Below are 18,004 nucleotides of genomic sequence, written 5' to 3' on the forward strand. Positions count from 1 at the left end.
ATTCGCCCACGTTGTGGATCTTGGTCGGCTACCCTCGCTCGGAACGTCGGCAGGTGCAGACAACGCTGCCGGCAACACGAAGCGAAGGGGAGCGTTATTGTGGGCAACGATCAGTCGGGCCACTCGTCGGGGGATCAGCGGGCCAACGGACGTGCCGGGTACCTCGGCCCGGAAGAGCAGGCCGAGCGAGACCGGCAGGACAAGCAGTACAACGAGGCGATGAACTCGACCGGCGCGCGCATTTATCAAGAGCGCGCTGCCGAGGACGCGAAGGTCAATGCCGCCGCGGCGGGCGGCCGGTTCGTGATGGACGTCGACGCGATGAAATCACTGTTGCCGGACTGGCAGGGGATCGCGGACAAGCTGGCCGATATGATCCCTACTGCGCAGCAAATGCGGAATATTTCGCAGCCGGCCGCAGATCCGGGAAGTACGATTCAGAAGCAGGCTGCTGACCGCCATGCCGACGCCTACATTGGCAGTCTTACTCAGCAACAGGCATATGCGCAGGGTTACGCGGATCGGCTGAAACAGGCTATTGCCAAATACGAACAGCAGGATCAGATGAATGTCGGCAGGCTGGGCAGGCAAGGATGACTCTGTGACCAAAAGCACCATACGGACGGCGACTACGGGCCTCTTGTTACTCGTCGCAACGGCATGCTCCGTCTCTCCTGGATCGCCTGGTCCGGCGAGTTCGGGGGGTGCACCGGCGTCGCCCTCCAGTACCGGACCCAAGGTTCCGCAGGTGTCCAACCCGCTAGATGCCACCAAGTATGAACAAGATCCCTGCTCCGTCCTCACGGAAGCGCAGGCCGGCGGGGTGTTCGGAGCCGTGCGCAAGAGGGAAGCCGGTGGCACTGTCGCACCCCTGTGCACATGGAACGACAGGGATAACAGTGGTATTAGTGTCGGCTTCCTGCCCAGGCAAGGAGGACTGGCAACTACCTACGAGAACAGCGTCAATGCCGGTGCTGGCTACTTTGAGGCAGCGCCCGAGGTTGCCGGTTACCCGGCCGCATTTTCCGCTGTCCATGACGACCGCAAGACCGGCGGATGTCAGATCGCCGTCGGTGTCACGAATGACGAGGTCTTCACGGTTTCGTCACTTCTCCGCCAGAGTTCGCCGCACTACAACGATCCCTGCGCGCTGGTCACCAAGGTCGCCGAAGCCGCGGTGACCACACTCAAAGCCGGCGCCTGAACAACCCGGGCCGTCAGGATTCCTCGTCCGGCCCCCGGTCGCGTTGCTGTTCGGAGAGCTTGCGCAGGAAGTCCGGGTCGTCGTCCGGGGCCAGTGGGGGGCGGCGCTGGGGTACCCGGATGCGCTCGGCGCCCAGCACCCGCCACAGCAGAACGACGATGGTGATCGCGCCCACGGCTGCGAGGAGTGCAATCATGCCCGGGTCCTTCCGTCGTGCCGGCACCCCAGGTTAGCTCCAAAACCCCGGTGGTGCCGTTACGGCCCGGAGACGAGCGAAGGGTCGTGGCCGGCAAGCGGTGCCGGGGGCGCCCCTTGGCAGTCACGACCCTTCGCCGCGGACCTGGATCAGATCTTGCGGGCCGGTTCGCTCGCGTCCGTGGTGAGTTCGGCGAGCAGTTCGTTCACCTCGGACTCGCGGAACCGGCGGTGCCCGCCCGGGGTCCGGATCGAGCCGATGCGGCCCGCGGTGGCCCACCGGGTGACTGTCTTCGGGTCCACCCGGAACAGTGCGGCCACCTCGCCCGGGGTGAGCAGCCGTCCGCTCATGGTCGCGGTCATTTTCCGCCTCCTTAACGACCTACCTGCTATACCGGAGGCAGCGGGCGGTTTCGCCCGTCGCGCCGGGATGTCAACTCGGCAATCGTGGCACTTCACCCGTCGGGTACTCGAACGGTTGTCCTTGAGTAAAGAGCCCTTAAAGTGCAAAAGGGACATAACCTCGACCCGGTCGGCGGCTCGTGCCGTCCGGACAGCAGCCCGGCTGACCAGGTGTTTTCCGTGTCGCTTCCGGTTCGGTGGGGTATGAGGGGTCGCCAAGGCCGGTGTGAGCCCACACGGGCTTTACGCAAAGCTGTGACGCAGGAGACATCCGGACCGCCCCGGAAGGGTGCCGGCGGCGGTGCGCATAATGATCCGGTGGATCAGCTGGACCGGAAAATCATCGCGGCGCTGCGGGTCAACGGGCGGGCCACGTACGCCGACCTCGGCCGGTCCGTGGGGCTTTCCGCCTCGTCCGTGCACGAGCGCGTCGGCAAGCTGGAGGCCGCGGGGGTGATCACCGGCTACCACGCGACGGTCGATCCCAACGCGGTCGGGCTCGGTGTCACCGCGCTGGTCGGCATCCACCCCACGGACACCGCGACCGAGGACGACGTGGCCGCCGCGCTCGGCGAGCTGCCGGAGGTGGAGAGCTGCTACGCGGTCGCCGGCGACGAGGCGTTCGTGGTCAAGGTGCGGGTGGCCACCGTCGACGACCTGGAACTGAGCCTCGGCAGGCTGCGGCGGATCCCGGGAGTCGGCCGGACCAACACCACGGTGGTGCTTTCCACCCGGTTCGAGAGCCGCCCGAACAACGCGGGGCTGCACGAGGATCTCACCGGCGGGGCGTAGCCTGCTTCGATGTGAGTGATACGCCGGACCACCTGCCCCGCGACCTGACGCTGTACCTGATCGCGCGGTTCGCGCTCGTGGCGGTGGTCGCCGGGGTGCTGTCGCTGGCCGGGGTGCCGGTGCTGGTCGCCCTGCTGATCGGCCTGGTCGTGGGCCTTCCGCTTGGCCTGCTGCTCTTCCGCCGGCTCAACCAGCGGGTGACCGCCGGGCTCGCCAAGCGCAACGAGAACCGTGCCCGTGCCCGTGCGCAGCTGCGGGCTCAGCTGCGGGGCGACCTCGCGGGCAACGACGAGGGCGCCGCATGACCCGCACGCACAGCCGCGCCTGGGTGCGGGAAGCGGTCCGGATCATCGAGGCCGACGCCAACCGCAGCGCGGACACCCACCTGCACGTATTCCCGCTGCCCGCGGAGTGGGGCGTCGACCTGTACCTGAAGGACGAATCGGTGCACCCCACCGGTTCGCTCAAACACCGCCTGGCCCGCTCGCTCTTCCTATACGGGCTGGTCAATGGCCAGATCGGCCCGGACACCGTGCTGATCGAGGCCTCCAGCGGGTCGACCGCGGTGTCGGAGGCCTACTTCGCCCGGATGCTGGGGCTGCGCTTCGTCACGGTGGTGCCGCGACGCACCAGCAAGGAGAAAATCGCGCTCATCGAGTTCTACGGCGGCGAATGCCATTTCGTGGACGAGGCGTCGGCGATGTACTCGGAGGCCGAACGGCTGGCCGAGGAGACCGGTGGGCACTACCTCGATCAGTTCACCTACGCCGAGCGCGCGACGGACTGGCGTGGCAACAACAACATCGCCGAATCGGTGTTCGCGCAGCTGCGCGCGGAGCGCCACCCGGTGCCCAGCTGGATCGTGGTCGGCGCGGGCACCGGCGGGACGAGCGCGACCTTCGGCCGCTACGTCCGCTACAAGCGGCACACCACCCGGGTCTGTGTGGTGGACCCGGAGAATTCGTCGTTCTACGGGGCTTGGGAGGCCGGCGACCCCGGCTACGCGACCGGGATGCCCTCGCGGATCGAGGGGATCGGCAGGCCGCGGTGCGAACCTTCGTTCGTGCCCGGCGTGATCGACGAGATGATCAAGGTGCCGGACGCGGCCTCGCTCGCGGCGATCCGGCTGCTGCGCGAGCGCACCGGGCACTGGGCGGGCGGCTCCACCGGCACCAACCTGTACGGCGCGTTCCGGCTGATCTCCCGGATGGTCGCCGAGGGCCGGGCAGGCTCGGTGGTGACCTTGCTGTGCGACGGCGGTGAGCGGTATACGAACACCTACTACTCCGACGAGTGGCTGGCCGAGCAGGGCATCGATCCCACGCCCTACCGCGCGAAGTTCGACGAGTTCCTGGTGACCGCCCACTTCGAGGGTTGACCCCCTCGCACGGGCGGAATCTGTGAAGGGTCCCTGCACAGCCTCAGAGTCCAGGGCGTCGGCAAAGTCGGTGTGGAGGGCCCTGCGCAGCTGCGGAGGGCTGTGAAGGGCCCCTTCACGGACTCGGAGTCCGTCAGGGGCACCCTCACGGACCCGAAACCGGTCGGGCAGCCACGGCTCTCTCTGCTGATCACGGGTCCTCGACCAACTTTGCCGACACCCTGGCGTCAGAGTCCGTGAAGGTGCCCTTCACTCCCGGCCCTGGCGATCTAGAACGCCAGGGCCACCGCGCTCAGCAGGGCCCAGCCGAGCATGGCCAGGCCGGTATCGCGCAGGGCCGGGATCAGCGCCCTGCCCTGCTGCCCGCCGCCGACCGCGCGCAATGACTTGAGCAGCAGCGGGGCGGTGATCAGGGAGATCAGGACCAGCGGGTGCCAGATCCCGAGGACCACGGTGAGCAGGTACGGCACGGACACCAGCGTCACGTACATCCGGCGGGTGCCGCGGTCGCCGAGGCGAGTGGCGAGGGTGCGTTTGCCGGACTCGACGTCGGTCGGGATGTCGCGCAGGTTGTTCGCGGTGAGCACGGCCATCGAGAAGCTGCCGACGGCCACGGCGCAGGCCAGCCCGGCCCAGCTCACCTTGCCGGCTTGCACGTAGACCGTGCCCAACACGCCGGCCAGGCCGAAGAAGACGAACACCGCCAGCTCGCCGAAGCCGTAATAGCCGTACGGTTTGCTGCCGCCGGTGTAGAACCACGCGCCGAGGATGCACAGGCCGCCCATGGCGAGCAGCCACCAGTACCCGCTCACCGCGACGAGCAGGAGGCCCAGTACTCCGGCGAGGCCGAGGCAGGCGAGTGCGGCGGCGAGTACGGCTTTCGGCGCGGCGGTGCCCGAGCCGACCAGGCGCAGTGGGCCGACGCGGTGCTCGTCGGTGCCGCGGACGCCGTCGGAGTAGTCGTTGGCGAAGTTCACGCCGATGATCAGCGACAGTGAGACGAGCAGGGCGAGGGCTGAACGCCACCAGGAGAACGCGTCGAGCGCGATGGCCGCGCCCACCCCGGCCACGACCGGAGCGATCGCGTTGGGCAGGGTGCGCGGCCGGGCACCTTCAATCCATTCACTGACTGTCGCCATACTCGTCATTCAACGCCATCCGCGCTTCACCCGATCGGCGAGCCTGTGGTCTGCCGCCCCTGGTCGGGGCTTCGGCAGGATCGAAGGCGGCGGTCTGTCGACGCCGGGTCAGGGCGCGACGAACCGGGCACGGACCGCCGTCCGGTCGACCTTTCCAGGTCCCCGCAGTGGTAGTTCGGTGGCGAATTCCAGGCGTTTCGGCGTGGCCGCGGCGCCGAGTTCGGTACGGACGGCGGCACGCAGGGCGTTCGCGTCGACCGTCTGCTCCGCCACGACGAGCGCGACGACGGCTTCGCCCCATTCAGCGTCGGGCAGGCCGACGACGCAAGCTTCGCGTACGCCGGGGCAGCTGCCCAGTACCCGCTCTACAGATGCGGCAGAGACCTTCACGCCGCCGGTGTTGATTACGTCGTCCGCACGGCCGAGCACCTCCACCCGGCCGTCGGGCAGTAGCCGGCCGCGGTCGGACGTACGGAACCAGCCGCCGTGGAACGACTCCGCGCTCAGTTCCGGTGCGAGCCGGTAGCCGTGGGCGAGTACGTCGCCGGAGATGCACAGCCGTTCGTCGGCGTCCTGCTCTACGCGTACGCCGTCGAGGGGGACTCCGTCGTACACGCAGCCGCTCGCGGTCTCGCTCATGCCGTACGCGGGCACGATCCGCACTCCGGCTTCCTCAGCGCGCGTACGCAGCTTCGGTGACGTCGCTGCGGCGCCCAGCACGATCGCGTCGAATGCCCTCGCTGCGGCGAGGCCGGCACCTCCGTCGTCGAGAAGCCGTACGAGCTGCGTCGGCACCAATGCGGTGTATCGCGGTCCTTCCGCGGCCAGCACCGGTGCGGCAGCCGCGGCGAAGGCGTCCGTACGGAAGCCTTCGCCGGTCAGGAACGCCGGCTTCATACCGGCGAGCCGGGCGCGGACCAACACCTGGAGGCCGCCGATGTAGTGCGCGGGCGTGGCAAGCAGCCAGCTCCCGGGGCCACCGAGCCGTACGTGCGTTGAAGTGGCCGACGCGGTGAGCGCGCGAGCTGAGAGCAGCACGCCCTTCGGGGCTCCGGTGGACCCGGAGGTGGCGATGATCACCGCGGTGTCGGGTTCGACCGGCTGCTCCGGCGACATCGCTTCGAGCAGTGACTGCGCAGACGGGTCCGCAGCGTTCAGCGGCAGCACCGTTTCGCCGCCTTCGACGGCAGCAGCCACCGCTTCGGCGAGCGCAGCGATCGCCGCGGCGCTCCCGTCCAGCCACACCACCCGCACGACGGCCTCCTCCCTCGGTCAGTAGTAGTACGGGTATTCGGACCAGTCGGGATCCCGCTTCTCCAGGAAGGAATCCCGGCCCTCCACGGCCTCGTCCTGCATGTATGCCAGCCGGGTGGTCTCGCCGGCGAAGAGCTGCTGCCCGACGAGCCCGTCGTCGATCGCGTTGAAGGCGTACTTCAGCATCCGCTGCGCGGTCGGCGACTTGCCGACGATGGTCCACGCCCAGTCCAGCGCGACCTTCTCCAGCGATGCGTGCGGGACGACCTCGTTCACCGCTCCCATCCGCTGCATCTGCTCGGCGGTGTACTCGCGGCCGAGGAAGAAGATCTCCCGGGCGAACTTCTGCCCGACCTGGCGGGCCAGCCCGGCCGAGCCGTAGCCCGCGTCGAACGAGCCGACGTCGGCGTCGGTCTGCTTGAACCGCGCGTGCTCGGCGGAGGCGAGGGTGAGATCGCAGACCACGTGCAGGGAGTGCCCGCCGCCCGCGGCCCAGCCCGGCACTACCGCGACCACGGGTTTCGGCATGAACCGGATGAGCCGCTGCACCTCCAGGATGTGCAGCCGGCCCGCTCGCGCCGGGTCCACGGTGTCGGAGGTCTCCCCGCTCGCGTACTGATACCCGGAGCGCCCGCGAATGCGCTGGTCACCGCCGGAGCAGAAGGCCCAGCCACCGTCCTTCGGCGAAGGACCGTTGCCGGTGAGCAGGACGCAGCCGACGTCCGAGCTCATCCGGGCGTGGTCGAGCGCGCGGTAGAGCTCGTCCACGGTGTGCGGCCGGAAGGCGTTGCGGACCTCCGGCCGGTCGAAGGCGATCCGCACGACTCGTTTGCCGGAGCGGCTGTCGCGAGAGCGGTGGTAGGTGATGTCGGTGAAGTCGAAACCCTCGATCGCGGTCCACGCGGCCGGGTCGAACAACTCGGAAACTCGGGTGTCAGCCACCAAACCGACCCTAGTTGGACGCCGCCGGCCACCCCGATCCGGTGCCCGCACCCACGCCGGACAGCCTTCGCTCATCAAGGCGCTCACCGCGTTGCAGCTCGACCCCGCCGAGGCACTCCACTTCCACACAGAGCCCACTTCATCGAGGTGAAAGCCGTGGACCCCAGATAGCGCAAAGCCGGGGGTCCCGATTCCATCGGGCACGTTCCCCGGCTCACTTCCGGTCGTGTCCGCGGATCGACCGGCTGTATGTCACGATTCCCACGCCCGCGGGCCGGACATCACGGCTGCCGCTGCCCACCGGTGAAACCGCAGGTCACCCTCGCGCCGGGTGCACCGTGTCGGAGGTCTCCCCGCTCGCGTGCTGATCCCCGGAGCGTCCGCGAATACGCTGGTCATCGACGGATGCGCACGACTCGCTTGCCGGAGCGGCGGTGGCGGTGGCAGGTGAAGCCGAAGTCCTCGATCGCGGTCCACGTGGCCGGGTCGAACAACTCGGAAACTCGGGTGTCAGCCACGTTTGGGAGAATAGGACCTGTGGACTCAGTCGATCGCGATGCACCGGGGATCCGCTGGTGAACCCTTCCACGGCGCAGGCAAGGGTCATCGTCGACGAACTCGTCCGCAACACGGTTTCGCACGTGGTGCTCTGCCCGGGTTCCCGTAACGCCCCGCTGTCCATCGCGCTGTACGACGCGGCCGCCGCCGGCCGGGTCAAGCTGCACGTGCGTATCGACGAGCGCGGCGCGGCCTTCCTCGCGCTCGGGATCGCTGCGCGCACCGGCCGTCCGGCCGCAGTGGTCTGCACCTCTGGCACGGCGGCGGCGAACTTCCACCCGGCTGTGCTGGAAGCCGACCGGGCCGGGGTGCCGCTGATCGTGCTCACCGCGGACCGGCCGCCGGAGCTGCGCGCGGCGGGGGCGAGCCAGGTGATCGACCAGTACCAGCTCTACGGCGACGCTGTGCGGTACTTCGACGAGCTGGCCGTCGGTGAGCGCCGTGCGGGCCAGAACTCCTACTGGCGCAGCCAGATCTGCCGGGCCTGGAACGCCGCATACGGCGAATGGCGCTGTGGGCCGGTGCACCTCAACATCCCGTTCCGCGAGCCGCTGGTGCCCGATCTCGACGAGGACGGCGAGTGGTTCGAGTCGCTGGAAGGGCGCCCGGGTGGCGCCCGCTGGACCGAGCTGCCCGACTTCGGTGCGCTGCCCTCGTTCGTGGTCCCCTCCGCACGGCATGGCCTGGTGATCGCCTGTGACACCGGGGCGCAGGCGGCCAGCGAATGGGCCGATCAGCACGGCTGGCCGGTGGTGTCCGAGACCGGCGGGCTCGGCCTGTCCGGGGAGACCGCCGTCTCCTCGGGTGCCTGGCTGCTGGGAGTCGAGGAGTTCATCTCCCGGCACCGTCCGGAACAGGTGCTGTGCCTCGGCAGGCCGACGGTGTTCCGGCAGGTGCAGAAGATCATCTCCGACCCGGCCGTGGAGGTCCTGCTGGTCCGGCCGGATTCGGACTGGCCCGCCCCGGCGCACAACGTGCGGCAGGTCGGGCAGTGGTTCGCCGAGCCGACGAAACCGGCCGATCCGGAATGGCTGGCGAGCTGGCAGCGGGCCGACGCGGCCGCGTCGCGGGCGGTGTCGCAGACCCTGTCCGGCGAGCCGTGGCCGAGCGGGCTGCGGATGGCCGCCGAGCTGGTGGACGCCCTGCCCGAGGGGGCGCTGCTGGTGGTCGGTTCGTCCAATCCGACCCGGGACGTGGCGCTGGCCGGGCGGCTGCGGCCGGACGTGCTGGTGCATCGCAACCGGGGCGTGGCCGGGATCGACGGCATGGTGTCCACCGCGATCGGGGCCGCCACCGTGCACCGCGCGCCTTCGTACGCCCTGCTGGGCGACCTGACCTTCCTGCACGACGCGTCCGGGCTGCTGACCGGTCCAGCCGAGCAGCGCCCGGATCTGACCATCGTGGTGCTGAACGACGATGGTGGCGGCATCTTCTCGCTGCTGGAACAGGGCGCCCCGGAACACGCGGACAGCTTCGAGCGCGTGTTCGGTACTCCGCACGGCGCCGACCTCGGTGCGCTGTGCGCGGGGTACCGCGTGCCGTATGTGCTGGCCGAGACGTTGCCGGAGTTCCGGGCCGCGCTGCGTCCCGCGCCCGGGCTGCGGGTGGTGGAGGTCCGGGTCGACCGGACCCGCCACCGGGATCTGCACGGCCGCTTGCGCATCGCGGTCGCGGAGGCGGTCGCTCGGGTCTGAGCGGCGTGTCAAGCGGCGTGGTGTCCGGCTTCCCAGCCGCTGAGAACCATCCTTTGGGCGTACCTGGTCCTCATGATGGTGGCTACGTTCGAGCGCGTTGTTGATCTTCTGAGAGGAACCAACCATGCGATCGAGAACTCGTGCCGCTGCCGGGGCGCTGGCGGCCGGGGTCGTGTCCGTGCTGCTCGCCACCACGGCGTCGGCCGCTCCCGGGCCGGGTGCGCCCGGCGTAGGCGACCCCTACTACCCGAACGCCGGCAACGGCGGCACCGACGTGCAGCACTACAACATCCGGCTGAGTTACCAGCCGGACACCGACCTGCTCTCGGGCACCACGACCCTGCTGCTCACCGCCACCCAGGACCTGTCGCGGTTCAACCTCGACTTCGCGCTCAAGGCGTCGAGTGTGCTGGTGAACAACCGGCCCGCGAAGTTCACCAGCTCCACCGGCGACGGCGAACTGGTGATCACCCCGGCCGAGGCGCTGGCCAAGGGGCAGACCGCGACAGTCGTGGTGCAGTACGCGGACACCCCGTCCAAGGCGAAGGTCGACGGGATCAACGGCTGGAAGCACGGTGTGTTCGGGGCACTCGGCGTGGACGAGCCGCAGAGCGCGCAGTGGTGGTTCCCGTCCAACGATCACCCCACCGACAAGGCCACCTACGACGTCTCGATCGAGGCGCCGGACGGGCTCGCCGCGCTCACCAGCGGCTCGCTGGTGAGCAAGCGCAAGAGCCGGGCGGGCTGGACGCGCTGGAACTGGCGCAGCACGCAGCCGCAGGCGACCTACCTGACTCCGTTCGTCGTCGGCAAGTACGACGTGCGCGAGTCGAAGACCCCGGACGGCAAGCCGTTCATCACCGCCTACGGCAGCGACCTCGGCAATTCCCGTGCGGCGGCGGAGGCCAGCGTCGAGCGCACCCCGGAGATCAACGCGTTCCTGGCGACGCGGTTCGGGCCTTATCCGTTCGAGGCCGAGGGCGGCGTGGTGACCAGCGGCATCGGGTTCTCGCTGGAAAACCAGACCCGGCCGGTCTACGGACTGAAGAACTTCGCCGGCGGCGCCAACACCACGCTGATCGCGCACGAGAACGCCCACCAGTGGTTCGGTGACAACGTATCGCTCGGCCGCTGGAGCGACATCTGGCTGAACGAGGGCTTCGCGTCGTACGCCGAGTGGCTGTGGTCCGAGCACGAAGGCGAGGGCACGGTCGCCGAACTCGCGCAGTACACGTACGACTCCCACGCGGCCGACGCCGACCTGTGGAAGGCGGTACCCGCTGACCCGGGCAAGGACCACCAGTTCGACGACGCGGTGTACAGCCGCGGCGCGCTGACTCTGCAGGCGTTGCGTACCGCTGTCGGCGACGAGGCGTTCTTCAAGATCCTCAAGGACTGGCAGGCGGCTAAGTCCGGAAAGGACGCCCGGATCCCGGAATTCATCGCGCTGGCGGAGAAGGTCTCCGGCAAACCGCTGCACGAGCTGTTCCAGACCTGGCTCTACACCGCGGGCAAGCCGGCGAACGGCCCGAACGGTGCGGCGGGCGCGAAGGCACCGGCCGCGGCCCAGTCGAGGTTCACCGTGGCCAAGCCGAAGTCCTACGACCAGATCGAGGCCAACCACCGGTTGCTCGCCACGGAGCACGGGCACTGACCGGTACCGCTACGCTCGCGGCGTGAGCAGGAGGAGTGAGCGGGCGAGGCGCATCGGCCGGGTGGCCGTGCTCGGTGTCGCCTCGCTCCTCACCGTGATGTGCGTGGCCTTGCTCTTCGGCGCGATCCGCGACGACAACGCGATCGGCTCGCATCCGGGTACCGCGACCGCGACCGTGGAATCGGTGTCCTTCGACCGCGCGATCGTCCAATACCAGACCCCGGACGGGGTCCTGCACAGCCCGGCCACCGGGGTGCTCTACCCGTCCGGGCTGGCCGCGGGCCAGCTGGTGCTGATCGAGTACGACACCACGAACCCCGACCTGGCCAGGGTGGCCGGCCGCTCGGCCACCCACGCCCTGGTGCCGCTCGGGGTCACGGTGCTGGTGGTCTGGTTGATCGCCGGTCCGGTGCTGTGGTGGCTGCGCCGGCTCGCCAAGCGCGACCAGGCGGTCGCCGCCCGAGCCACGGCAGGCGGTGGCCCCGCCGAGTCGTAGCGGGAAACCCGGTCTGCTCAGCTGCCTACCGTCGCCGTTTCCTGCCACCAGCGCAGCACTTCGTCGGCCACGCCGGGGGCGGCGACCAACAGGCCGTCGGTGGGCAGAGCGGTGTCCTCGCCGTGTTTGTCGAGCACCACGGCCCCCGCTTCGATCGCCATCGCGACGGAACCGGCGACGTCCCATTCGTGGTAGCTGTGCAGCACTGCCGCCGCAGCGTGGCCCAGCGCGACCTGCGCGATGGACAGCGCGGCCGAGCCGAGTACCCGCACCCCGGCGTGCGCCGCGGCGGCGCGTTCGATGAACCCGCCCATGCCGGGCCACGGACCCTTGCGGGCCAGCTCCGTGCAGACGATCGCGCCCGCTGTGCCGGGGCGGTCCACCAGCCGGATCGGGGTGCCGTTGGCGCGGGCGCCGCGGCCGCGGGCGGCGGCGTAGATCTGTGCGCGGTACGGATCGGCCACCACGCCGACCACCGGACCGGACGCGTCCACCAGCGCCAGGCTGTAGGCGCACCAAGGCACTCCGGCGACGTAGTTGGCGGTGCCGTCCACGGAGTCCACCACCCAGCGGTACTCGGCGATGTCCGCGCCGTGGTCCGCACCGAATTCGTGGCCTACCACCGGGATGCCGGGGAATTCAGCGGTCAGCACGCGCCGGGTGTGCCGTTCCAGGATCCGGTCGGTGTCGGTGACCCAATCGAAGGGCGATTCGAGCGTCGCCGGGTGGGCGCCGCGGCCCGCGGTCGCGGTGATCACGTCGGTCGCGTCGTTCGCCAGCCTGCCCGCCACCTCGAGTGCCCTCGAGAGCAGGCCCGGCTCCACCGGCCGGGACGGCCTAGAGGACAAGAGGGTCATGCCTGCTTAGTCTGGGCCGCCCTGGTGTCCGGGACGCGACCTTGAGATGACATGTGATGGCGAATTCTTCGACGTTCCGTGTCCGGTGGCGGACGCTGCGCAGTGTTGGCCGACCGTTGGCCGGGCGGTCACACGGGATTGGTCCACCCCGCGCGGACCGGTGCGACAGTGGCCCGGTGCGAGTCGCCATAGTCACCGAAAGTTTCCTGCCCCAGGTGAACGGCGTGACGAACTCCGTGCTGCGGGTCGTCGAGCACCTGGTGGAGGCCGCGCACGAGGTACTGGTGGTGGCACCCGGGCCGGGCCCGGAGCGCTACCGCGGCGCACCGGTGGTCCGCATCCCCGCGTTCGACGTGCCGGGGGTGCATTCGCTGCCGATCGGCCTGCCGACCCGGACCGTGCTGAGGGCGCTGGCCGAGTTCGGCCCGGACGTGGTGCACCTGGCGTCGCCGTTCGTGGTCGGCGCCCGCGGGCTCGCCGCGGCGAGACGGCTGCGGGTGCCCTCGATCGCGGTCTACCAGACCGACATCGCCGGGTTCGCCACTTCGTACGGGTTCGGCATCGGTGCCCGTGCCGCCTGGCGCTGGGTACGCCGGCTGCACTCGCGGGCCGATCGCACGCTCGCGCCGTCGTCGGATTCGATGGAACAGCTGAAACTGCACGGTGTACCCCGGGTACATCGCTGGGCGCGTGGGGTGGACGTCGCCCGGTTCTCGCCGGAGCACCGGAATGCGGCGCTGCGCGCGAAACTGGCGCCGAACGGCGAGCTGCTGGTCGGCTTTGTCGGCAGGCTCGCCCCGGAGAAGGAAGTCGACCGGCTGACCGCGCTGGCCGGAATGCCCGGTGTACGGCTGGTGGTGGTCGGGGACGGCCCGGAGTTGCCGGTGCTGCGCGAGCAGTTGCCCGGCGCGGCGTTCCTCGGTGCGAAGTACGGCGAAGAGCTTTCCACGGCGTACGCAAGCTTGGACCTGTTTGTGCACACAGGTCCGCACGAGACGTTCTGTCAGGCGGTGCAGGAGGCAATGGCGTCCGGACTGCCGGTACTCGCACCGGACGCGGGCGGGCCGAAAGATTTGGTACTGCCTGGCCGTACGGGCTATCTGCTGCCAGCCGGACGCGACGCGTTCGGCCGTGCGCTGGTGGACAAGGTCAGCGACCTGCGTGATCCGGCGTTGCGGGCGCGGCTAGGGGAGAAGTCGCGGAAGGTCGTGCTCGGCCGTACGTGGCCCGCGGTGTGCCGGGAGCTGGTCGGGCATTACGAGGCGGTACAGGGCCGAGTCGCACGCGCGGCTTGAGCCATGCACATCGTCCAGCTGGCGAACTTCTACGGACCGCGCTCGGGTGGCCTGCGTACCGCCCGCAAGCTGTGAAGGGACCCTTCACAGCCCGAAAGTCCGTGAAGGGTCCCTTCACAGCTTTGGTCCGGGTCAGCCCAGCTTCAGGGTCGGGTTGCGTTGGTCCAGCCAGGTGGCCATGTCGAGGAACCGTTCCAGGCCGGAACGCTGGTGACCGGTGATCTCGGCGATACCTGCCTCGCAGGCGGCCAGTACCGACGCCCGGTCGTGGAACTCCAGCACCTCGTGGCCGGTGGAGACCAGCTCACGGGCGTGCGCCTGGATGGCGGACAGGTACGCCGGGTCGAAATTGCCCGGGTAGCCGCTCTTCTTGCGGTTGGCGACGCTCTCCGGGAGGACGTCCTTGGTCGCGCCGCGCAGGATGCTCTTCTCCCGGCCGTCGAAGGACTTCAGCGACCACGGGGTGTTGAACACGTACTGCACCAGCCGGTGGTCGCAGAACGGGACCCGGACCTCCAGCCCGACCGCCATGGACATCCGGTCCTTGCGGTCGAGCAGGGTCTGCACCATCCGGGTCAGGTGCAGGTAGCACACCTCGCGCATCCGCCGTTCCAGCCCGGTTTCGCTGTCCTTGTACGGAACCTCGCTCAGCGCCTGGCGGTACTGGTCGGCCTTGTAGGTCTCCAGGTCCAGCTTCGCCGCGAGCCCGGCGTCCAGCAGCGAAGCCGGGTTCATCGGCGAATCCGCACCGGCCAGCCAGGGGAAGGTGTCCGCCTCGCGCTTTTCGTTGTGGAACCACGGGTATCCGCCGAACACCTCGTCCGCGGACTCCCCGGACAGCGCGACCGTCGACTCCTCCCGGATCGCCTTGAACAGCAGGTACAGCGAGTTGTCCCGGTCGCCGAAGCCGATCGGCAGGTCCCGGGCGCCGACCGCGGCGGCCCGGGTCGCCGGATCCGCCATCGCCCCGCCGTCCAGCATGATGTCCCGGTGCTCGCACACGATGTGCTCGGCGACCGCGTGCACGAACGGTGTGTCCTGCGTGGGCGAGATGTCCTCGGCACGGAAATTCTCCGCCTGGTTGGGGAAATCGACCGCGAAGCTGCGGATTACCTCGCCGTGCTCCTGCACCTGCAGCGCGGCGATCGCGGTCATCGCGGACGAGTCCAGCCCGCCGGAGAGCAGCATGCAGCGGGGCACGTCGGCGACCAGCTGGCGCCGGATGATGTCGTCGAGCAGCGACCGCACGTGCGCGACGGTTTCCTCGGTGCTGTCGGTGTGTTCGGTGACTTCGAGCTGCCAGTAACAGGTCTCGCGCAGCCCGGCGCGGTCCACCACGGCCAGGTGTCCCGGCCGCAGCTCGCGCAGGCCTTCCCAGACCCCCGTGCCGGGTGTCTTGGCGAAGGAGAACAGCTCGCGCAGCCCGTCGGTGGTGATCACCCGCTCGGCCAGCCGGTTGGCCAGGATCGCCTTCGGCTCGGAGCCGAACAGCACGCCGTCCTCGGTCTCGTAGTAGTAGAACGGCTTGATGCCCATCCGGTCACGGATCATCACCAGCTTGTCGGCACGGGTGTCCCAGATGGCGAAGGCGTACATCCCGTTGAGCCGGTCGACGAGCGCCTCACCCCATTCCAGGTACCCGCGCAGCACGACCTCGGTGTCCGAGTCGGTGGTGAACCGCGCGCCCCGGCGGCGCAGCTCGTCGCGCAGCTCGGTGAAGTTGTAGGCCTCGCCGGAGTAGACCATCGTGACCGGGCCGTCGGGCGTGTCCACGGTCATCGGCTGCGCCCCGCCGGGCAGGTCGATCACGGCGAGCCTGCGGTGCCCGAGCGCGGCGTGCGGGACGGCCCAGGTACCGCTCGCGTCGGGGCCACGGCAGGACATGGTCGCCGTCATCGCGGCCAGCTCGGCGGCTTCCTGCGTCAGGTCGCGGCGAAAGGAGACCCAACCGGTGATGCCACACATAGCGCAACCCTTCTATCACTCGCAGCCGTTGTCCGTGCTCACTGACTATTAGCTCGTCAGTGATCGTCGGCCTACCGGCAAAGGGGTGACGCACTGCGTTCGAACGGCGCCGGAAAGTGGCCGAAACTGCTCGCTCGGTACCGAATCGGGCGGCGCCTGAGTCAGGCAGGGCTGCGGTACCCGGGATGTACGCCAGGGGGCAGGCCTTGCTGCCGCGCGATCCGCCCGAGCAGCTCGTGCAGGACTTCTCGTTCCTTTGTGGACAGTGTCGAGGTCAGCTCGTCTTCATGTGCCGCACCGGTTTTGGCGAGTGCGCGCATCGTCTCGCGACCCTTTTCGCTGAGGTGCACGGCGTAGAGGCGGCGGTCCTTCGGGTTGCGCCGGCGCTCGATGAGGCCGCGCTGTTCGAGCCCGTCGACGAGTGCGACGAGCCGGGTCGGCGGGGTGCCCAGCTCGGCGGCGAGCGCCTGCTGGCTTTCGCCCGGGCGGCGCGCGATCACGCGGAGCAGTCCGGTCTGCGGCGGGGTCAGGTCCAGCTCCGCGACGCGCTCGGCGAATCGCCGGGTCGCGTGCGCGCCGAGCTGGGCGAGCAGGAAGGCGCTGCCGGTCGGGGGAGGTGTCGGGGAAGACGCTGACATGACCGAAACCATATCCCTTGACAATCTATTACGCCAGTGTAATCGTTTATCTTGTGTAACTAGTTGACCTGGAGGTTCCCATGACCACCACGACCCGCGCCCGGCCGCAGGGCGGACCGCCGCTGCTCGCTCCCGCGCTCGCGTTCGGGGTGCTGACCATCGCCTCCGCGGTGCTCGGCGCCACCGGTACCCGGCCGGACTCGACGGCGGCCGAGGTGAGCGCCTATGACCTCGGCCACCGTGGGCTGCTCGACCTGCTCGCTTTCACGGTGTTCGGCGCCTCGATCCCGTTGGCGATCTGGGCGGCGACGGTCTACCGCAGGCAGCGCAAGCTGGGCGTCACCGCGCCGGGCGCGGCGATCGGGCTGGCCGGGGGAGTGCTGGCCGCGGCCGCGCTCGCGATCAGCGGGCTCGCCACCTGGACCGCGGCGCAGACCGCCGACGCCGGGGCGCCCGCGCTGTCCCGTGCGCTGACTAGCTTCGCGTTCGCCACCGGCGGACCGGGGTTCGTGGTGCCGCTCGCGCTGCTGATCGCGGGGCTCGCGGTACCGGCGTTGTTCCTCGGGCTGCTGCCGCGCTGGGTCTCGATCGCCGGCCTGGTGATCGCGTCCGCCGCCGTGCTCGCCACGTTCTCCCTGCTGACCCCGGCGCTGTACCCGCTGATCCCGATCGGCCGGTTCGGCGGGGTGATCTGGCTGGTCCTGGCCGGGGTGCTGCTGCCCCGCGACCGTCACCGGGCGCGCTGAACTAATCTCGGTTTCATGCCACGCGCCAGCCTGGACAAGGATCCCCACGACGTCGCCGCGATGTTCGACGGCGTCGCGTCCGGTTACGACCGGGCCAACTCGTTCATGACGTTCGGCTTCGACCGCCGGTGGCGGACCACCACCGCGCGCGTGCTGGACGCCAGAGCCGGGGAACGCGTGCTCGACCTGGCGGCCGGCACCGGCGTGTCCACTGTCGAGTACGCCCGGGGCGGCGCCTGGTGCCTGGCCGCGGACTTCTCCGTCGGGATGCTCCGGGCCGGACGGCACCGGCGGGTGCCGATGGTCGCCGCGGACGCACTGCACCTGCCCTTCGCCGACGACAGCTTCGACGCGGTGACGATTTCCTTGGCACTGCGCAACTTCGTGGACACCAAGGCGGCGCTGGCGGAGATCCTGCGGGTGGTCAAGCCGGGCGGGCGGCTGGTCGTCTGCGAGGTGTCCACGCCCACCTTCGCGCCGATCCGGTTCGTCTACCGGCGGTTCATGCTCAAGCTGCTCACCTGGGTCGGCAGTCGCTCCTCGACGAACCCGGAGGCCTACTCCTACCTGGCCGAGTCCATGCTCGCCTGGCCCGACCAGCGGGCGCTCGGCGAGATCATCGCGGGCGCGGGCTGGACCGAAGTGGAATGGCTGAACCTCACCTTCGGCGTCGTCGCCATCCACCGCGCCCGCAAACCCCGCTAACCCCACCCACCCCCGCCTCCCTCCCCCTCCTCGCGCCCGGGATCAAGGCGGTGAAGGGTCCCTTCACCGCCTCCGAGTCCGTGAAGGGCC

The 18,004-nt window shown here is 69.6% G+C and carries 19 protein-coding genes and 1 pseudogene; 11 read left to right on the forward strand and 9 right to left on the reverse strand.

Annotation, left to right across the window (positions count from 1 at the left end):
• Positions 1-99 precede the first annotated feature (99 nt).
• A complete protein-coding gene (locus D5S19_RS18235) occupies positions 100-597 on the forward strand; it encodes a hypothetical protein (RefSeq protein WP_120024542.1) in 498 nt (165 codons plus the stop codon).
• Positions 569-1,204 carry a DUF3558 domain-containing protein gene (locus D5S19_RS18240; RefSeq protein ID WP_120024543.1) on the forward strand — a complete coding sequence of 212 codons (636 nt, stop codon included), beginning with the start codon at positions 569-571 and terminating at the stop codon, positions 1,202-1,204. The genes D5S19_RS18235 and D5S19_RS18240 overlap by 29 nt, the downstream gene beginning before the upstream one ends.
• A gap of 13 nt (positions 1,205-1,217) precedes the next feature.
• Here D5S19_RS18240 and D5S19_RS18245 read toward each other — a convergent pair whose 3' ends face one another.
• Complete coding sequence (locus D5S19_RS18245) at positions 1,218-1,400, reverse strand: hypothetical protein (protein ID WP_098511772.1); 183 nt, start codon at positions 1,398-1,400, stop codon at positions 1,218-1,220.
• Between the two features lie 149 nt (positions 1,401-1,549).
• Positions 1,550-1,762: a BldC family transcriptional regulator gene (locus D5S19_RS18250; RefSeq protein WP_098511771.1), complete on the reverse strand. Its 213-nt coding sequence runs from the start codon at positions 1,760-1,762 to the stop codon at positions 1,550-1,552.
• Positions 1,763-2,119: 357 nt separating this feature from the next.
• Between D5S19_RS18250 and D5S19_RS18255 the strand changes: the two genes are divergently transcribed.
• The 3 genes from D5S19_RS18255 to cds1 are packed head-to-tail and all read left to right on the forward strand — an operon-like array spanning position 2,120 to position 3,971.
• The gene (locus D5S19_RS18255) at positions 2,120-2,593 is read left to right on the forward strand and encodes an Lrp/AsnC family transcriptional regulator (RefSeq protein ID WP_170069730.1); all 474 of its coding nucleotides are present in this window, start codon (positions 2,120-2,122) and stop codon (positions 2,591-2,593) included.
• Between the two features lie 11 nt (positions 2,594-2,604).
• Positions 2,605-2,898 (forward strand): DUF4229 domain-containing protein, encoded by a 294-nt coding sequence (locus tag D5S19_RS18260; protein WP_120024544.1) that lies wholly within the window; start codon positions 2,605-2,607, stop codon positions 2,896-2,898.
• A complete protein-coding gene (gene cds1, locus D5S19_RS18265; RefSeq protein ID WP_120024545.1) occupies positions 2,895-3,971 on the forward strand; it encodes an L-cysteine desulfhydrase Cds1 in 1,077 nt (358 codons plus the stop codon). The genes D5S19_RS18260 and cds1 overlap by 4 nt, the downstream gene beginning before the upstream one ends.
• A 269-nt stretch (positions 3,972-4,240) precedes the next feature.
• Here cds1 and D5S19_RS18270 read toward each other — a convergent pair whose 3' ends face one another.
• The 4 genes and pseudogenes from D5S19_RS18270 to D5S19_RS18285 form a co-directional block, all read right to left on the reverse strand.
• Positions 4,241-5,110 (reverse strand): 1,4-dihydroxy-2-naphthoate polyprenyltransferase, encoded by an 870-nt coding sequence (locus D5S19_RS18270; protein WP_120024546.1) that lies wholly within the window; start codon positions 5,108-5,110, stop codon positions 4,241-4,243.
• Positions 5,111-5,218: 108 nt separating this feature from the next.
• On the reverse strand, positions 5,219-6,364 hold the full coding sequence (gene menE / locus D5S19_RS18275; RefSeq protein ID WP_120024547.1) for an o-succinylbenzoate--CoA ligase: 1,146 nt from the start codon (positions 6,362-6,364) through the stop codon (positions 5,219-5,221).
• An 18-nt stretch (positions 6,365-6,382) separates the two neighbouring features.
• Positions 6,383-7,306, reverse strand: a complete 924-nt coding sequence (locus D5S19_RS18280) for a 1,4-dihydroxy-2-naphthoyl-CoA synthase (protein WP_120024565.1) — start codon at positions 7,304-7,306, stop codon at positions 6,383-6,385.
• A gap of 322 nt (positions 7,307-7,628) precedes the next feature.
• Positions 7,629-7,824: pseudogene (locus D5S19_RS18285) on the reverse strand (hypothetical protein); the annotation flags it as partial.
• Positions 7,825-7,881: 57 nt separating this feature from the next.
• Here D5S19_RS18285 and menD point away from each other — a divergent pair.
• The 3 genes from menD to D5S19_RS18300 all read left to right on the forward strand — a co-directional run bounded on the left by menD (position 7,882) and on the right by D5S19_RS18300 (position 11,708).
• Complete coding sequence (menD, locus tag D5S19_RS18290; protein ID WP_120024548.1) at positions 7,882-9,558, forward strand: 2-succinyl-5-enolpyruvyl-6-hydroxy-3-cyclohexene-1-carboxylic-acid synthase; 1,677 nt, start codon at positions 7,882-7,884, stop codon at positions 9,556-9,558.
• Between the two features lie 124 nt (positions 9,559-9,682).
• The gene (locus D5S19_RS18295) at positions 9,683-11,212 is read left to right on the forward strand and encodes a M1 family metallopeptidase (protein ID WP_120024549.1); all 1,530 of its coding nucleotides are present in this window, start codon (positions 9,683-9,685) and stop codon (positions 11,210-11,212) included.
• Positions 11,213-11,234: 22 nt separating this feature from the next.
• The gene (locus tag D5S19_RS18300) at positions 11,235-11,708 is read left to right on the forward strand and encodes a DUF3592 domain-containing protein (protein ID WP_120024550.1); all 474 of its coding nucleotides are present in this window, start codon (positions 11,235-11,237) and stop codon (positions 11,706-11,708) included.
• A gap of 17 nt (positions 11,709-11,725) precedes the next feature.
• Here the strand turns inward: D5S19_RS18300 and D5S19_RS18305 are convergent, their stop codons facing one another.
• Complete coding sequence (locus tag D5S19_RS18305) at positions 11,726-12,565, reverse strand: inositol monophosphatase family protein (RefSeq protein ID WP_120024551.1); 840 nt, start codon at positions 12,563-12,565, stop codon at positions 11,726-11,728.
• A gap of 176 nt (positions 12,566-12,741) precedes the next feature.
• On the opposite strand from D5S19_RS18305, the gene D5S19_RS18310 reads away from it, so the two are divergent.
• Positions 12,742-13,860: a glycosyltransferase family 4 protein gene (locus D5S19_RS18310; RefSeq protein WP_199730554.1), complete on the forward strand. Its 1,119-nt coding sequence runs from the start codon at positions 12,742-12,744 to the stop codon at positions 13,858-13,860.
• A gap of 132 nt (positions 13,861-13,992) precedes the next feature.
• On the opposite strand, the gene asnB is transcribed toward D5S19_RS18310, so the two are convergent.
• Together asnB and D5S19_RS18320 are read right to left on the reverse strand one after the other, a co-directional pair.
• Positions 13,993-15,825 (reverse strand): asparagine synthase (glutamine-hydrolyzing), encoded by a 1,833-nt coding sequence (asnB, locus tag D5S19_RS18315; protein ID WP_120024553.1) that lies wholly within the window; start codon positions 15,823-15,825, stop codon positions 13,993-13,995.
• A 161-nt stretch (positions 15,826-15,986) separates the two neighbouring features.
• Positions 15,987-16,463, reverse strand: a complete 477-nt coding sequence (locus tag D5S19_RS18320) for a MarR family winged helix-turn-helix transcriptional regulator (RefSeq protein ID WP_120024566.1) — start codon at positions 16,461-16,463, stop codon at positions 15,987-15,989.
• An 80-nt stretch (positions 16,464-16,543) separates the two neighbouring features.
• On the opposite strand from D5S19_RS18320, the gene D5S19_RS18325 reads away from it, so the two are divergent.
• Both D5S19_RS18325 and D5S19_RS18330 read left to right on the forward strand, forming a co-directional pair.
• Positions 16,544-17,209: a DUF4386 domain-containing protein gene (locus D5S19_RS18325; RefSeq protein WP_120024554.1), complete on the forward strand. Its 666-nt coding sequence runs from the start codon at positions 16,544-16,546 to the stop codon at positions 17,207-17,209.
• Positions 17,210-17,224: 15 nt separating this feature from the next.
• On the forward strand, positions 17,225-17,914 hold the full coding sequence (locus D5S19_RS18330) for a demethylmenaquinone methyltransferase (protein WP_120024555.1): 690 nt from the start codon (positions 17,225-17,227) through the stop codon (positions 17,912-17,914).
• Positions 17,915-18,004: the final 90 nt, after the last annotated feature.

The organism is Amycolatopsis panacis, from assembly GCF_003600245.1.
GTDB classification, from domain to species: Bacteria; Actinomycetota; Actinomycetes; order Mycobacteriales; family Pseudonocardiaceae; genus Amycolatopsis; species Amycolatopsis sulphurea.

Coding starts and splice junctions, on each gene's coding strand:
- cds1 (WP_120024545.1), top strand. CDS start 2,895: ATGACCCGCACGCACAGCCGCGCCTGGGTGCGGGAAGCGGTCCGGATC.
- D5S19_RS18330 (WP_120024555.1), top strand. CDS start 17,225: ATGCCACGCGCCAGCCTGGACAAGGATCCCCACGACGTCGCCGCGATG.
- asnB (WP_120024553.1), bottom strand. CDS start 15,825: ATGTGTGGCATCACCGGTTGGGTCTCCTTTCGCCGCGACCTGACGCAG.
- D5S19_RS18240 (WP_120024543.1), top strand. CDS start 569: ATGTCGGCAGGCTGGGCAGGCAAGGATGACTCTGTGACCAAAAGCACC.
- D5S19_RS18270 (WP_120024546.1), bottom strand. CDS start 5,110: ATGGCGACAGTCAGTGAATGGATTGAAGGTGCCCGGCCGCGCACCCTG.
- D5S19_RS18305 (WP_120024551.1), bottom strand. CDS start 12,565: ATGACCCTCTTGTCCTCTAGGCCGTCCCGGCCGGTGGAGCCGGGCCTG.
- D5S19_RS18245 (WP_098511772.1), bottom strand. CDS start 1,400: ATGATTGCACTCCTCGCAGCCGTGGGCGCGATCACCATCGTCGTTCTG.
- D5S19_RS18295 (WP_120024549.1), top strand. CDS start 9,683: ATGCGATCGAGAACTCGTGCCGCTGCCGGGGCGCTGGCGGCCGGGGTC.
- D5S19_RS18250 (WP_098511771.1), bottom strand. CDS start 1,762: ATGACCGCGACCATGAGCGGACGGCTGCTCACCCCGGGCGAGGTGGCC.
- D5S19_RS18320 (WP_120024566.1), bottom strand. CDS start 16,463: ATGTCAGCGTCTTCCCCGACACCTCCCCCGACCGGCAGCGCCTTCCTG.
- D5S19_RS18325 (WP_120024554.1), top strand. CDS start 16,544: ATGACCACCACGACCCGCGCCCGGCCGCAGGGCGGACCGCCGCTGCTC.